Source organism: Actinomyces minihominis (genome assembly GCF_900187855.1).
In the GTDB taxonomy this organism is placed as follows: domain Bacteria; phylum Actinomycetota; class Actinomycetes; order Actinomycetales; family Actinomycetaceae; genus Scrofimicrobium; species Scrofimicrobium minihominis.
In genome coordinates, this window is sequence record NZ_FYEG01000002.1 from 265924 (window position 1) to 281564 (window position 15641).

The 15641-nt window shown below is 59.4% G+C and carries 14 protein-coding genes; 5 read left to right on the forward strand and 9 right to left on the reverse strand.

Going from position 1 to position 15641, the window contains the following annotated elements:
- Positions 1–24: 24 nt before the first annotated feature.
- From CS903_RS03300 to dinB, 6 genes are all read right to left on the reverse strand, one after another.
- Positions 25–1773, reverse strand: a complete 1749-nt coding sequence (locus tag CS903_RS03300) for a peptidoglycan D,D-transpeptidase FtsI family protein (protein WP_129587576.1) — start codon at positions 1771–1773, stop codon at positions 25–27.
- A complete protein-coding gene (ftsL, locus tag CS903_RS03305; RefSeq protein ID WP_099332118.1) occupies positions 1770–2186 on the reverse strand; it encodes a cell division protein FtsL in 417 nt (138 codons plus the stop codon). Before ftsL ends, CS903_RS03300 begins: the two co-directional genes overlap by 4 nt.
- Positions 2176–3144: a 16S rRNA (cytosine(1402)-N(4))-methyltransferase RsmH gene (rsmH, locus tag CS903_RS03310; RefSeq protein ID WP_099332265.1), complete on the reverse strand. Its 969-nt coding sequence runs from the start codon at positions 3142–3144 to the stop codon at positions 2176–2178. The genes ftsL and rsmH overlap by 11 nt, the downstream gene beginning before the upstream one ends.
- 212 nt (positions 3145–3356) lie before the next feature.
- Positions 3357–3788, reverse strand: a complete 432-nt coding sequence (mraZ, locus tag CS903_RS03315) for a division/cell wall cluster transcriptional repressor MraZ (protein WP_099332119.1) — start codon at positions 3786–3788, stop codon at positions 3357–3359.
- A 253-nt stretch (positions 3789–4041) separates the two neighbouring features.
- Positions 4042–4464, reverse strand: coding sequence for a DUF3040 domain-containing protein (locus CS903_RS03320; protein WP_099332120.1), 423 nt, complete (start codon positions 4462–4464; stop codon positions 4042–4044).
- A gap of 136 nt (positions 4465–4600) precedes the next feature.
- On the reverse strand, positions 4601–5848 hold the full coding sequence (gene dinB, locus CS903_RS03325; RefSeq protein WP_099332121.1) for a DNA polymerase IV: 1248 nt from the start codon (positions 5846–5848) through the stop codon (positions 4601–4603).
- Between the two features lie 68 nt (positions 5849–5916).
- Here dinB and CS903_RS03330 point away from each other — a divergent pair, with 68 nt between their 5' ends.
- Positions 5917–6714 (forward strand): spermidine synthase, encoded by a 798-nt coding sequence (locus CS903_RS03330; RefSeq protein WP_099332122.1) that lies wholly within the window; start codon positions 5917–5919, stop codon positions 6712–6714.
- Positions 6715–6719: 5 nt separating this feature from the next.
- Here the strand turns inward: CS903_RS03330 and CS903_RS03335 are convergent, their stop codons facing one another.
- The gene (locus tag CS903_RS03335) at positions 6720–7934 is read right to left on the reverse strand and encodes a PAC2 family protein (RefSeq protein ID WP_164996656.1); all 1215 of its coding nucleotides are present in this window, start codon (positions 7932–7934) and stop codon (positions 6720–6722) included.
- Positions 7935–8183: 249 nt separating this feature from the next.
- Between CS903_RS03335 and CS903_RS03340 the strand changes: the two genes are divergently transcribed.
- The 3 genes from CS903_RS03340 (at position 8184) to CS903_RS03350 (ending at position 13650) form a co-directional block, all read left to right on the forward strand.
- The gene (locus tag CS903_RS03340) at positions 8184–10421 is read left to right on the forward strand and encodes a HelD family protein (RefSeq protein ID WP_099332266.1); all 2238 of its coding nucleotides are present in this window, start codon (positions 8184–8186) and stop codon (positions 10419–10421) included.
- A 46-nt stretch (positions 10422–10467) separates the two neighbouring features.
- Entirely contained in the window at positions 10468–11673 is a 1206-nt protein-coding gene (gene serA / locus CS903_RS03345; protein ID WP_099332124.1) for a phosphoglycerate dehydrogenase, read from the forward strand.
- A 78-nt stretch (positions 11674–11751) separates the two neighbouring features.
- Positions 11752–13650, forward strand: coding sequence for an AMP-binding protein (locus tag CS903_RS03350; protein ID WP_099332125.1), 1899 nt, complete (start codon positions 11752–11754; stop codon positions 13648–13650).
- 27 nt (positions 13651–13677) lie between these two features.
- On the opposite strand, the gene nrdR is transcribed toward CS903_RS03350, so the two are convergent.
- Positions 13678–14214, reverse strand: coding sequence for a transcriptional regulator NrdR (nrdR, locus tag CS903_RS03355; protein WP_306345670.1), 537 nt, complete (start codon positions 14212–14214; stop codon positions 13678–13680).
- Between the two features lie 2 nt (positions 14215–14216).
- A complete protein-coding gene (locus CS903_RS09285) occupies positions 14217–14735 on the reverse strand; it encodes a LysM peptidoglycan-binding domain-containing protein (RefSeq protein WP_129587577.1) in 519 nt (172 codons plus the stop codon).
- Positions 14736–14950: 215 nt separating this feature from the next.
- On the opposite strand from CS903_RS09285, the gene lexA reads away from it, so the two are divergent.
- A complete protein-coding gene (gene lexA, locus CS903_RS03365; RefSeq protein WP_099332128.1) occupies positions 14951–15610 on the forward strand; it encodes a transcriptional repressor LexA in 660 nt (219 codons plus the stop codon).
- Positions 15611–15641: the final 31 nt, after the last annotated feature.

Here is a 15641-nt window from a genome sequence, read left to right on the forward strand (position 1 = left end):
CAAGGCAGCCGGAACGACTAGGACCTACTTCGCCGGCTCACTCGGATACAGGTTGGGCCCTTCCTTCGAGGGGGCGATGCCTAGGACTCGGATGCTGTCGGAGACAATCTTGTGGACCAGTGGGGCGGCCGACTCACCCGACTTGTACAGGTAGGTCGGTTTGTAGAGGACCACGGAAATGGCCACCTGCGGGTTATCGGCCGGGAACAGCGCAACCATGTTCGAGACCGTCCCGCCCGTACCTATTTCGGAAGTTCCTGTCTTTGATGCAACACGGTAGCCGTCAACCACGGCGAGGACGCCGGAACCCTCATTGGTGACCGACTCGAGCATTCGTACAAGCGTCTGCGCCACTTCCGGTTCCACGACCTGAGTGGGCACTGGACGGTCAATTGTGCGTTCAATCCCATCCGCATCTGTGAAGCCCTTGACCAACGTTGGTTCCTGACGCACCCCCCCGTTGCCAAGGGTTGCCATGACAGAGGCCGCCTGAACAGCATTGATTGCGTAGCCCTGACCGAAGGTGGTCGTGTAAATGGTTCTTCCATCCCAGGTGGACGGTTCTGTCAGTAGTCCCGGTGACTCACCGGGGACCTGGACTCCCGTGAGCTGTCCGAGGCCGAACCTACGCATCAGGTCGTAGCGTTCCTCTGCCGGGATTTGCTCACCGATCATGACTGTGCCGGTGTTTAGGGACTGGGCGAGGACACCGGTGGCGGTCTTTGTGAATGGTTCGTGCGGCACCATATCGCTAAAGGTCTGTCCCCCAGTGGTGTAGGTATCACTCATGGTGATGGGGGTTTCCGGCTCGACGACACCGTTCTCTAGGGCCCCGGCGAAGGTGAAGATCTTTCCAACTGAGCCTGGCTCATAGACCATTTGGATGGCATTCGAAGCCTGCGGCCCCTTGGCTGGGGAAACCGTCCCCGAATCCGCCAGCGCAAGGATCTCTGAACTGGCGACATCCATGACCACCGCAGCTCCCCACTCAGCATTGTGGAACTCAACGGACGAGTCGACTGCGCTCTGGATGGCATGCTGCAGGTCAGCGATCAGGGTGGTGTTGATGGTGTCCCCGGGACGAGCTTCCTTGGAGGTCACCTTTGCCCCCGGGATTACCGCACCTGTCGGGCCGATTTCGTAGGACTCTTCGCCGGAAGTTCCCGTCAGCTCCTCCTGGTAGGTAAGTTCGAGGCCGGAGTTGCCGTTGCCTTCGGAGTCGATGCTACCGAGGACCGTCCCTGCGAGTGAGTCCGCCGGATACATCCTCTCAAACACCGGTTCCCACTCAATGCCATAGATCCCCAGCTTGCGGATCGCCCGGTAGGTCTCAGGATCAACATTCTTGGCCAGGTAGTGGTAGGTACTGTCTCCGAGAAGCATGCCCCCGAGCTCTGCTTGATTCATTTCGAGTAGGGGTGCCAGAAGTCGAGCGGCTTCTGCCGGTCCGCGACCGACTATCTCTCCGTCTTCAATATGGCGGTATTCGCGTAGAGCCTGCTGGTTGGCCGCAATATGGTAGGTGATCCTCGACTCGACGAGGACGGTTCCATTGGCATCGACGATGGTGCCCCTCGGTGCCTGAATGGCGTTGGCTGAGGTTCTGACCTGCCTACCCTGTTCCGCAAGTTCAGCTCCGCGGACGATCTGGATCATGAACAGCTGGATGGCCGCCACCAGAAGCATGATGACGGTCCCGATGAGCAACCATCGGGACCGCTTTGCCTGGGAGGTCCTTGACTTCTGTGGCGCGCGAGCAGGTGCGTCACTCACTGTGCAGGTCCCCCGCCTTCGACTTTCTTTCCGTCAAGAGAGATGGCTCCGATACTTCCAGCGTGCACCAGACCTATACTGCGGGCGCGCTCCTCAAGCTTCTGGGGAGACGACGCCTCAAGAAGTTCAGCCTCGAGAGTTTCGACCTGCGCGTTGAGTTCTGCGAGCACAATCTGCTGGTCACGGATCTCATAGGCCCGCTGAGCCATCTGGGTGTTGACCACCATTGGCAGGGCAATCGTGAACACCACTAGCAGAACCGCGATGAGGATGAAGGGCCAGACCGATGACCTAACGGCTACCTTCTGACCCGCTACCACGTAGAGTCGCTGGTCCGCCTGCCTCTCGGGGGAAGTGTGCGGTGAGGAAAGTGGTGCCGACTGGGGCAGCAGTTTAGCGGCGCTAGCTGACATGGTTCCTCCACGGGGTGAGTAGTTCTGCGGCTCGAAGGCGAACGGGAATGGATCGGGGGTTCTGTGCGGCCTCTTCGGCGGGCGCTCGTTCTGCCCCCTTGGTAAGGAGTCGCAGAGAACGCAACTTGTCTAGGTCACTGGCAGTCATTGGCAAACCGGCGGGGACGTGCGGATCGGAACCTTCTCGGAAGATCTCCTTGATAATTCGGTCTTCCAGGGACTGGTAGGACTCAACCACCAGACGTCCGCCAACGGTCAGGCTTGCGAGCGCGGCCGGGACGGCGGCCTCTAGAATCCCCAGTTCGTCGTTGACTGCTATCCGAATGGCCTGGAAGGTACGTTTAGCCGGGTTGCCGCCTGTGCGCCGGGCAGCCGCGGGGATTGCGCTTCTGATGATCTCAACCAGCTGGCCGGTTGTCGTCAGTGGGGTCACCGAGCGAGTCCGAATGACGAGGTCTGCAATACGCGGAGCAAACTTCTCATCGCCGTAGCGACGAAGTATCCTCACCAGCTCTCCCCGTTCAACGCGAGCGAGTAGTTCCGCTGCAGATTCACCGGAGGTTGGGTCCATCCGCATGTCAAGCGGGGCGTCATGGGCGTAGGAGAAACCGCGTTCGACCTCATCGAGCTGCATCGAGGAGACGCCAAGATCCATGAGGATGCCGTTAGCGAGGCGGTCGTCCAGTGCGAGCGGAATCTGGTCGTAGGTGCCTTGAAATGGAATGAAGCGGTCCCCGAACGGGGCAAGACGCTCAGAGGCGTAGGCCAGTGCCGACGGGTCACGATCGATCCCGATCACAGTCAGTTGGGGGAACCTCTTCAGAGCACCTTCCGTGTGTCCGCCGAGGCCGACCGTGGCATCCACCATCAGGGGGTTGGAAACTTCGAATGCGGGTGCGAGGAGGTCAAGGCAGCGGTCAAGCATGACCGGCTTGTGAAGAGGTACCTCCATTGCCATTCTCGCGTCCTTCGAGTTCTCAGAGGAGTACTTCACTGCACTCCCACCAGGTGTTTTGATTGATCTTCGGTCCGTAGTGAACCGTGTCTTTGCCACTGACTGTGCGGGCTCACCCAGTGGTGACCGCGTTGGTGGTGTCTGGCCCTGCGGGCACTGAGTGGTTCTGACAACGGGGAAGTGAAGTCAGACGACACGTGCAGTGCCCGCATGGGTTAGAACATCCCCGGAATGACCTCCTCAGAACTCTGAGAGAAGGCTTCTTCCTGAGCGGAGAGGTAGCGGGCCCAGTTGTCGGCATCCCAGATCTCGGCCCTTGTGCCCACACCAACCACTACAAGGTCCCTGGAGAGACCCGCGTAGCTTCGCAGCCTGTTCGGGATCGTGATGCGACCTTGCTTGTCAGGCAGTTCATCTGAGGCACCGGACATGAGGACGCGAATGTAATCACGGGTGTTTCTGCCGGCACTGGGGGCTTTCGCGAGGTCATCAATCATGCGTTCAAACTCTTTGGCAGATACGACGTAAAGACATCTGTCTTGACCAGGCGTAACAACGAGACCGTCGGCAAACTGCTCACGGAACTTTGCCGGCATGATGACGCGACCTTTGTCGTCCATCTTCGGTTCGTAAGTACCAAGGAACACACCCCACCCCCTCTCACTGCGACCACAATACTCCACTTCCCTCCACCTTTTGGATAAAAGACACGCACAGATCGGTTTGAGGAAAATAGGTCGTTGGTATTACAAGGCAAACTCTTGTGGTGGGAAGTGGGGGGATTTTTCACAAGTTTGTGTCAGCTCTGCTGGATGAGGTCTGCAATGTGGGTGATTGGGACACAAAAAATGGAGCCGCTCAACGCGACTCCATCTCTGTTTAACCTGTGGGCTGTGCCCGCTAACCCCTGCGGCCCCTGTTGTTCCACCGCTCCCGCCTCTGCTCTTCCTTCTCTTCACGAGTTGGACGAGGGCTGCGAGGAGCGTGGCTTTTCACCGAACCAGGTGCCTGGGCCTTCTTGTCAGAACTGAGCGCATAGAGGACACCAAACACCATCATCGCGAAACCCAGGACTCCGAGGAGGATGGTCCAAAGTGTGACTGCGATCGTTACCCCGATCAGAACGGATGCAAGGCCAACGGTGGCAAGGATGGAGCCCAGAGCAATGCGCCTGGGTGAAAGTGGCGCAGCGGGCTGCGCGCTAACTTCCGGTTCTGGTTCGGGAAGGGAGGAGGCCATTGTGTCAGCGAGGTCAGGATCCTGCTGGCGCAGATGCTGCTCCATTTCAGCCAGAATCTGCTTTTCATACTCTGAAAGAGCCACCTTGCACCCCCTACTAATCTTGCGCGAACCTATATTGCTTAGTCTAGCCGTCGCAGGAAGACTCTGGCGAACAAGGTTTTTCGCCACCAACTGAATCAACCATGCTCAATGTGACAGGAGACAGAATTCCCTTTGGCTACCGGCCTATCGATCCGTGGTTTTCCCCGTCCAAATCCTGAGGTTTCAGCAATGAAGCCGGACGGATTGCACCGATCCCAAACCTGGCCTGAGCTGCATCCATCGCCAACTCGGTCGCCCGAACCTTCGGGTTGTCATCAAGCAGCATGGGAATGGCGTCTCCGTCCTCAACAAGAGAGCTAACGCCAACACCGGCAAGGCGAACTCCGCCCTTGGGGAAGCGAATGGCGTCCACCAGTACTTCTGCGGTCTCAGCCACCTCCCGTCCGACATCGGTGGGGGCAAGCAGCGTCTTGGATCGCGACACGGTGTTGAACTCACCATCCCGCACTTTGACAGTCACCGTCCACGCAAGCATTCCTATACTGCGGAGACGGTGAGCACAGTCATGTGCGGCGGCGAGAACGAAGGCAGCAAGCTCTTCACGAGAGGTGACATTCTGAGGAAACGTCCGTTCCATCGAAATCGACTTTTCCCTCTCTCGCTCTCCGACAGGTCGTGTGTCCCGCCCCCAAGCCAGGGCATGGAGCGCGTGAGCCGATGCCGCGCCGAGCCAACCTGTCAGCACCTGTACGGGAGTGTTTGCAAGCTGCCCGATGGTATCGACCCCCCGTGTTTGAAGGACCTCACCGGTCTTGCGGCCAACGCCCCACAGGGCACCTATTGGGAGGGGGTGGAGAAACTCAATGGTTCTGTCGGCCGGAACGAGGAGCAAACCGTCGGGCTTGGCATGGGCCGAAGCTATCTTGGCCACACTCTTCGTTGAAGCAACCCCTACGGAGGCCGGAAGCCCGACCTCATCTTTGATCTTGGCTCGAACCAGGTACGCCACCCGAACCGGACTTCCCAGCTGTCGCCTTGCCCCACCGACATCCATGAAGGCCTCATCAATACTGATGGGCTCCACCCTGGGACTGAGGCTTCGCAGGACCTTCATGACCCGACCGGAGTACTCAGCGTAGACATCATGGCGCCCCTGGATAAAGACGGCTCCGGAGCAAAGTGAACGTGCTCTACCGATTGGCATCCCGGCTCTAACACCGTACGCCCGCGCCTCATAGGTCGCTGCCGTCACAACCCCGCGGTTACCGGTTCCACCGACAATGACCGGGCGTCCCTTCAGGTCTGGGTTCAACAGCACCTCTACCGAGGCAAAGAAACTGTCCATATCGACGTGGAGGATAGGGGTTTGGCTATCGTCATCACCAAAGTTTGGTTTTGGCTTTCCCCGGGGTGCAACAGACATACCCGCCTCCTTTCGTCCTCAACGTTAACTCGGAGTTCCGACATTTTTCGACTGGGTAGAGTGTCGATGTGGCAAAGAATCAAAAGGGCCTCGCATCGCCCCTAGTTGCGACCTCGCTGGGAGCTCAGATCTCAAGAACTGGCTCCACTATCCGCGTCAGCTCCTCGGGTGTGGAGCAGTCTGCGATCGACCTCTCGCGACCCCGAATCATTGAGTTTGAGTACCTGCAACACATGGACCTACTCCTTGAGGCTGGACTCCGGGTCTGGGACAGTCCCCACCCCCGAGTCCTCCATGCGGGAGCCGGCGCCTGCGCACTCCCCCTCGCCTGGGAGGCGACGTATTCTCAGCTTTCGCAGGTGGCTGTCGAGATCGACCCGGAACTGGCCGAAGAGGTTTCACGAGCTGCCGGGCTCAAGCGAAAGCCACGCCTCAAACTTCGCGTCGGTGACGCCGCCGAGGTACTCATCGGGTCACAGAACCGGTATAACGTCATCGTTCGCGACGCGTTTATCGGTCCGCACACACCCCACCACCTGCGCACCACCGCTTGGACACGTCTCGTCTCCTCACGCCTCCTCGGCGAGGGCGTCTACCTCGCTAATGTCGGCCGTGATAGCTCAAGCGTCTGCAAAGAGGACGTCGCCACGATCCTTGACGCGTTCCCATCCTCCACGATCGTTACGGATCCCAAGGTGTGGAGGGGAGACCGCAGCGGCAACCTGGTGGTCGCCGGCTGGGTCGGGGAGCTACCGGATTTTGATGAAATAGAACGACAGATTCGCAGACTTCCCCTTCCGGCCCGCCTCTACAAAAGTGAAGAGGTTCGACTCTGGCTCGGCGGAGCCCGCCCACTTGGTGGTTGAGCAGCCTACTGGTCCGAGGCGGACAGCTCTTCTGGGCCATCACCTTCATCGATGGCATCTTCAATTGCCTGGCGCGCCACCTCCCAGGGGCTGGGAGCGCGGTGTCGAGGACGAGGGCGCTTCGGCGCCTCCTCACCCTCATCAGACCCGGACCTGCTGGCACCGACCTCGTAACCGTTGCCGGGGACACTGGGCCTGCGGGCAGGCTTCTGCTTGGAGCGGGATTTCAGATAGCCCTCAATGACGTCCCCAATGGCATCGCCCATCGAGTCGACTTCCCCGCCTTCAACCTTCTCTGCTTCTGGGAACTCACTCGCCTCAAACTCAGCCATGGAGTCCCAGTCGAGAAGCGCGTCGGCAATCTCGTCCTCCCCCATTTCCGCGTCACTACGCTGGCCGGTATTAAGCTGAATCCCCTCGGCTGCAGCTGCAGAGATCGAGTCGAAATGCTGTTCGAGGTTACTGACGGTGCGCTTGAGGTCCGGGTTGATCTCAAGGAGGCGCCCCACCTGGCTGGCGTCCTCATCAGCACCCCTCTCAAGGTCACCGATCGGAAGCTGGAGTCCTGCCAGTTCCGACAGTCTGCGCAGCAGAGCTGAGGAGGCCTTGGGGAAGGTTGCATCTGAAAGATAGTAGGGAACCGTCGCGAGGAGGGTGACACCCGTAACCCCCGCCTTCTGCACCTTGAACTGCAGGTAGGAGGTGAGGGGAGCCGGGAAGCGCGCCTGGCCTCCCATCAGGGGCTGCTGGGGCACCAGGTCTTGATCGGTGCTTTGAATATGGACCGAGGAGGGACGCGTATGGGGCAGGGCCGCGGGCAGACCGTGGAATGAAAAAACGACCTCGACACCGGCCTTCTCTACTATTTCTTGAAAGGCGTTACCGAAGGCCTTCCAGCGTGAGTCCGGCTCTGGTCCGTGCAGCATGAGGATCGGTGTTCCCGCGTCATCATGAATAAGGTCGAGGGCGATTTCCGGTTCCGTGACATCGGTGGTGACCCACTCGTCGACCTCCATAATCGGCCGGTGCGAACGGTAGTCAATCAGCATGTCGGTGTCGAAAGTTGCAACCCGCTCAGGCGCGAGCGAACGGAGCAGTTGAACAACCGCAAGCGAGCCCGCTGACCCCGCGTCCATCGCGCCTTCAAAGTGGGCAATCAGGATCGGCGCCTTGGCGTCCGCAGCTGGGCCCTGGGTATAGAGCTTGGGTTTCTTTGTCATGTCACACTCCCCCATTCCACGCCGACTTTGCGTTGTTCTGTTGTTCATTTACCGTACTCGCCATCCCCGGTTGAGGCGAGTATCCGCGCGCCCTTTGCGCTGGCAGGGAACAGCACTTTGGAGGAGGAGAGGGTCCTCACGCTCTGAGTCTGCCTAGAAGTGGGGAATAATGGACGCTTGGTATTTTTCAGACCACAAGGAGCGCCGGTGGACAGCGGAATCCCGAAGCCCATTGATCGTGAAACGGACATGGGTCAGGAACAGGGCTTTGTAACCCACGCCTACTCAGTCCTCGAGCGGATGCGTCTGGAGTATCGCGAGCACCAGCGGAGAATTGAGGCGCAGGGTGCCTGGGGCTCCCCCCAGGCGAGGACTGAGCGTGACGCACAGGCCTCGCATTTTGGCGACCAGGCTATGCGCCTTGAGCAGATTGAGGATCGCCTGGTCTTCGGTCGCATTGACATGGGTGATGGCGATACGCACTACATCGGTCGCGCCGGGTTGCCTGATGACGAGGGCGGACGGCTGCTCATTGACTGGCGCGCCCCTGCCTCCCGTCCCTTTTACCAGGCGACCGCTGTCACCCCTGGCGGAGTTGTGCGCCGCCGACACATCGCTACATCAGGTCGAACTGTCACCGGCATAGAGGATGATGTCCTTGACGCCGAGGCCGCAGCGCAGCAGGGGATCACCTTCCAGGGTGAGGGCGCCCTGATGTCAGCCCTGGCATCGGCTCGCGGCGGTCACATGAGCGATATTGTCGCGACGATTCAGGCCGAGCAGGATGCCATCATTCGCTCTGAAGATCAGGGCATCGTGGTCGTTCAGGGGGGTCCTGGAACGGGCAAGACTGCCGTAGCTCTACACCGAGCGGCCTACCTGCTTTACACCCACCGGGAACGACTCGAGCGCTCCGGCGTTCTGATCGTCGGCCCCTCGAGGATTTTCCTGCGCTACATCGAACAGGTCCTTCCGTCACTGGGTGAGACCGGAGTCGTTTCGATTCCGTTCGGCGATCTTATTCCTGGGATCCACGCCGTAGAGACCGACCCCTCCGAGGTGGCGCACGTCAAGGGCAAGATGGCGTGGGTTGATATCGTTCGAACGGCTGTCAGGGACCTGCAGCGACTCCCTCGAGAGACGAAGCACTTTTACATTGACAACAAAACCGTGTCCCTGACCCCCGATCAGGTAGCGGGCGCCCGAGCAAAAGCTCGTCGTTCGGGAAAGCCTCACAACGTGGCGAGGACAGGCTTCGCCCTCGAGCTCATCGACATCCTCGTCAAGCAGTTGGCCGGCTCCGATGCGGCTCCCGAGGACGTGGACTGGTGGCGTGAATCGGTGCGTTCCAACCGAGACGTGCGTCGTGAGATCAACCTGTGTTGGATGCCGACGAGGGCGAGTGATCTGCTTCGGCGTCTCTACTCCAAGCCCGAGCTGCTGGCCCGGGTAGGGCGCGGACTGTCGGGCCGTGAGCGGATGCTGGTCTTTCGAGAGTGGAATGCCCCCCTCACGGTGTCGGATATTCCGATTCTGGATGAGCTTGAAGAGCTTCTCGGGACTTCCGAGGAACTGGAGAACCAGTCTCAACGCGACCGTGCTGCCGTCGAGGCCGAGGAACTTGAACGGGTTCGCATGGCGATGGAGGGACAGAATCTCGGTGGCGGGATTGTCTCTGCCGAGCTGCTGGCACAGAGGGCACGGGGGGAAAAAGAGTGGAAGCCCCTGGCTGAACGCGCGCTGGCTGACCGGACGTGGGCCTACGGGCACATTGTGGTCGATGAGGCTCAGGACCTCTCCCCCATGGCTTGGCACGCCCTGTTGCGCCGCTGTCCATCCCGTTCATTCACCGTCGTCGGCGACCTCGATCAGGCTCGGGGTCACACCCGGCCCAACAGCTGGTCGAAGGCCCTGGGACCGGCAAGACGCGGGCTGTCTACCGAATACGCCCTGACCGTTTCTTACCGCACCCCAACCACGGTGACCCGTCTGGCTCAGGCTGTACTCGCGGAACTGGGCCAGTCACCCATCTATCCGCTGACATCCGCGCGCGAGGTCGAGAATGCACTGGCAGACACGCTGGTTCCCAACCGGCGGGATTCCGAGGAGGCAGATCGCCTGCTGTGGGACACAGTCCAGAGGGTCATAGCCGATGAAGAACGAGTTCTCGACACAGAGGCCGGACCTGGCGCCGGGCGCATCGGCGTCCTCGTCTCAGATGCTCGGGCGCGGCGTTGGGGTGCTGATGTCTTTGGCTCCTCGGCGCTCGACAACCGTGTCAGCGTTCTCAGCGTGGCGGGTTCAAAGGGCCTCGAGTTTGACACCACAATCGTGGTTGAACCCACCGAGATTCTCACCGAGGGTCCGGGGGACCTCTTCGTCGCGATGACACGGTGTACCAAGCGCCTCCATTCCGTTCGTATCGGTGGTCTGCCCGGGGTCTGGAGCGATGCGGTTAGCGGCATCACCGAGGAGTTGAGCCAGTAGGCGAACCTCGGTGCCAGCGAAGGCAAATGCCGGGCACAATAGTCCGGTGAGCAAAGCACTACTTCTCGAGAATCCGCACCCGATTGCGGCCAGCCTTCTAGAGCGTGACGGTTTCGACGTCAAAGTCATTAGGGGCGGGCTAGATGAGGACGAGCTAATCGCAGCCCTCGATGGCGTTTCAGTCCTGGGGATTCGATCAAAAACCGAGGTGACGCGGAAGGTCCTAGCGCACGCCAAGGACCTGGAGGTGATCGGAGCGTTCTGCATTGGCACGAACCAGATTGCCACCGATTTTGCCGCGGAGCGGGGAATTCCTGTCTTCAATGCGCCCTACGCCAATACCAGGTCGGTGGTTGAACTGGCACTGGGTCAGATCATTGCGCTGACCCGACGATTGACGGTGAAGAACAGTCGCCTCCACCGGGGGATCTGGGATAAGTCTGCCGACCACGCCCACGAGGTACGGGGACGAACCCTGGGAATTATTGGCTACGGCAACATTGGCACCCAGCTGTCAGTTCTTGCCGAAGCCCTCGGCATGCGCGTGATCTTTTACGACATTGCCGAACGACTGGCCCTTGGAAACGCGCTCGCAGCTAGCAGTTTGGAAGAGGTGCTTCGCGAGGCCGATATAGTCTCCCTCCACGTCGATGGCTCCAAGGCGAACGAAAACCTGTTTGGTGAGCGTGAGTTTCAGATGATGAAGCCCGGGGCCGTCTTCATCAATCTTTCCCGTGGCTTCATCGTTGATGTTCAAGCTCTTCGTGCAGCCCTGCAGTCCGGCCACCTCCTCGGAGCTGCAGTAGATGTCTTTCCCGAAGAGCCAAAGGCCAACGGTGACCCGTTCTCCTCTGAACTAGCCGGCCTCGACAACGTCATCCTCACACCTCATATTGGTGGCTCCACACTCGAAGCTCAGCACGATATCGCGGTTTTCACCGCCGGTAAGATCTCCTCGTATCTTTCAAGGGGCTCCACAACGCTGAGCGTCAACGTCCCCAACCTTAATCTTCAGGATTCGCAGAGCCGAGGCTTCCGGCTTGCGTTCATGCATCACAACACGCCTGGAGTGATGGCTCGCCTCAACGAGGTTTTCGCGCAGGAAAGCATCAACCTGGAGGGGCAGGCCCTAGCCACCTCGGGTTCCATCGGCTATGCGATCACCGATATGGCCATGCCGATTTCCGAGACCGTCCTCGACCGTATTCGCTCGTCACCCGCGTCTATTCGCGTGCGTTACTTCATGATCTGAAGGACCTCTAGGATGTCAGGTATCGACTGAGCTACCTAAAGCACTAACATCAACTGTGACTCGACCTGTGGAGGCACCATGAACCTGACTGAGACACTTCGCCAAGGCTACGCACCGGGCGTTCCCTACTACACCGACTCGGGATCTACCCTGATCTGCGACTTTCTGTTAGAGACGGCGAAGCATTATCCCCGGCGGGTGGCCTTGGACTTCCTCAGCCAGCAGACCACCTACGAGGATCTGGTGATGCAGGTGCGCCAGGCAGCAACGGTGCTGCGCAACTCTGGTGTCAAAGAAGGTGACCACATCGCATTGATCATGCCGAACTGTCCCCAGCACGTCGTAGCCGTAATGGCCATCGCAATGGTCGGTGCCATCAGTATTGAGCACAATCCCCTAGCCCCCGAAGCTGAGCTGCAAGCCGAGTTCGCGCGCCACCGTGCCAAGACGGTTATCGCCTGGGAGAACACCGTGGAGAAGCTGAGCTTCCTCGGTCCGGACGCACGAGTCTTCGGTGTCAACCTGGCCTACGCCATGTCCCGCACCACCCGGATGCTGCTGCGCATTCCGGTGAAGTCAGTCCAGACCAAGCGCCGCATGCTCGGAGCACCCGTTCCAGACCACGTTCGCTCCTGGGACCGCATCGTCCGTGAGGCAACTCCGTGGATGGGTGACCCGACGGTCAGCCCTGAGGCACCTGCGGTTATGCTGCACACCTCCGGAACCACAGGCACGCCCAAGGCTGCGGTTCTGACCCACAAGAACCTGTCAAGCAATGTCGTCATGGCAGGCGGTTGGGTCCCTTCTCTTCGTCAGGGTGCGGAGGTGTTCTACTCGATCCTCCCCTTCTTCCACGCCTACGGGTTCACCATCACGATGCTGGCTGGCCTCTACATGGGCGCCACGATTGCCATCTTCCCGAAGTTTGATGTCTCCCAGGTTCTGCTCGCACAGAAGCGTCTGCCCTGCACTTTCTTTGTTGGTGTTCCCCCGATGTTCGATCGACTCCTCGCAGAGGCCCCCCACTACAACTCTGATCTGACCTCCATCAGCTACACGATCTCTGGCGCAATGCCCCTTTCCGAAGAGCTGAGCGCTCGCTGGGAGGCCGCCACGGGCGGATACGTCATCGAGGGCTACGGAATGACCGAAGCCTCACCGATCATTCTCGGCTCGCCTCTGTCTCACAACCGACGACCCGGTGCGCTGGGACTGCCGTGGCCCTCAACCGAGGTTCGCATTGTCGACCCCGAGGATCCCACGAAGGACACGCCGATCGGTGAGGTCGGCGAGCTTATCGCTCGAGGGCCACAGGTTTTCAAGGGCTACCTTGATGACCCGGAAGAGACGGCCCTTGCCCTGCAGGATGGTTGGCTCTTCACGGGCGACCTCGTTCAGGTGCGTGACGGGTTCATCTACATGGAAGATCGCCGGAAGGAACTCATCCTTTCCGGAGGCTTCAACGTCTACCCCAGCCAGGTTGAAGACGTGGTGCGCATGATGCCGGGCGTTGAAGACGTTGCGGTAGTCGGCATGCCGGGAGGAAGCCGCGGTGAAGAAGTAGTGGCCGCACTGGTCCTTGAAGGTGGCGCTTCCGTAACCCTGGCTGACGTGCGCGAATGGGCTGAAAAATCGCTAGCCCACTATGCGCTCCCCCGCCAAATTGTCGTTGTCCAGGAACTGCCCAAGTCCCAGATCGGCAAGGTCATGCGCCGTTCGGTTCAGAAGCAGATTGCAGAACTTCAGGAAGGCCTAGAGACACGTTTCCCCACCCTGGCTTCTTCTGCGGCGGAAATCGGCGAACAGGTCGGTCATGCAGCCGCCGCTGTCAAGGAATCGGTCTCGCAGGCTTCCGAAAAGGCCGCCGCTCTTATCGCACGTGCATCTGAGGCGGCCGCGCAGAAGGAACGGAATGAAGACGAGGCCGTTCCCGTTGATTCTGCCGACCAGACACCCGAAGGTGACGAGGCCAACTAGGTCCGAAGACTCCGCTTCGGCTTCGGTCTACTCCTCTCGCAGGTCTGCAATGGCCCGCTCAAAATCTTCCAGAGACTGGAAGGAAGAGTAGACCGAAGCAAAGCGCAGGTACGCAACTTCATCAAGTTCACGTAGGAAAGGCAACACTGCCTTTCCTACTTCATCCGCTGAAACCGTTGCCTGACCTGTTACGCGCAGAGACTCTTCAACCTGCTGGGCCAAAACCGCGAGATCATGTTCAGAGACCGGACGGCCCTGGCAAGCCTTACGCACCCCTGCCGTGACCTTATCCCTGGAGAATGGTTCAGCCACTCCCGATCGCTTTTCAACCGAAAAGGAAGAGGTCTCGAGGGTTGTAAAGCGTCGTTTACACACGCTGCATTCCCGGCGTCGCCGAATGGTGCCACCATCATCAGTGACTCGGGTGTCAACGACTCGGGTGTCATCGTGTTGGCAAAAAGGACAGTGCACGGAGGCCTCCAGGTAGTCACAGATATCTAGGTGATACCGGTACGAAGACTTTAGGTCCCTACCTGCCGTGCCGACAACTTCACAGCCCACCACTGCTACTCAGTAGGCAGAAGAATCTGCTGGCCCGGCTGCAGGACTGCGTCACCCAGGGCATTGAGCGTCATGATATCCGCTACCACGGCCTCAAGCGGGCGCTTCGAACCAATCGACTGCGCGAGGCCCCAAACCGATTCCCCAGAGACTACCGAGTGCGTCCAAGTCTCACCCGAAAATGGAGCAGGTCGAAGCGCGAGGCCAAGTCCGAGTGCCACCGCGAAAACCAGCCCGGTAACAAGAAGCCACAGTGAGACCCGAAGCATCCCGGCGACAGCCATCGGCGACCTACGCTGGTTAACCTCTATCCTGTGGACTGCTTTAGTTGAACGCGAGGCTGAAGCCGGATGACGAGCAATTGTAGCTTCCAGCCCCTGGGTGCCGCGTAAACGCCTTCTTGCCTCATCAATTGAGACCACTGAGGCCTCACGAGGCCCGGTTGAGACTGACGGTTCCCCACTGCGATTCGTCCTCACCCGTGGCAGTGCAAACGATGACTGTACCAGCGTTGCCGAGCTCATCTATTCATCCCGTTTCCCCCGGGCTGAGCCGGGACCTCTACCTGCACCTTGAGACACACAGTTCAACAAACCGTCTGACCATAAAGCTGATCGAACTGGTGTTCGTCGAACAACTGTACGATACCAAGTGGTTCCGACATTTTGAAGACACTCTCGAACATATGTTTCATTTTCGTTACCGTTTGCTCTAGGCTGGCGGTAGAAAAGGGGGCGGTATGACCGACGAAGCAACACTGTCTGATCGGCAGAGGCAGATCCTGGATGTTGTCCGGACCCACCTCGCTGAACGCGGCTATCCACCATCACTTCGAGAGATTGGTCGGTCAGTCAAGCTCAACTCACCCTCAACCGTGAAACATCACCTCGACGCTCTTGAAAAGGCAGGGTTCATCCAGCGTGATGCAGGGTTGCCGCGTGCCATTGAAGTTCGTCGTGAGGTTGAACTGGACGTCGTCGAGGGCGGAGGTGGGATTCCCATTCCCGTGGCGCTGGCTGAAGGTGACTCAGTCTCGGCGCCCCTCGTTGGACGCATTGCTGCTGGAGCCCCGATTACGGCTGATCAGCACGTTGAAGATGTCTTCGCTCTCCCGACCCGCCTGACAGGCACCGGAGAACTGTTCGTTCTTGAGGTCAGCGGTGATTCGATGATCGACGCTGCGATTTGCGACGGTGACTTTGTGGTGATTCGATCCCAGCCGACAGCAGAAAACGGAACCATAGTTGCCGCCATGATTGACGGAGAGGCCACTGTCAAGGTTTTCTCCAGGACAGACGGGAATGTTTGGTTGCTTCCACGAAACGATGATTATGCACCGATTCCAGGCAACGAAGCAGTGATCCTCGGCCGCGTGGTGACAGTCATTCGGGCTCTTTAAGGCACCTGCTTAACCCGTAGAGGGCCTCGAA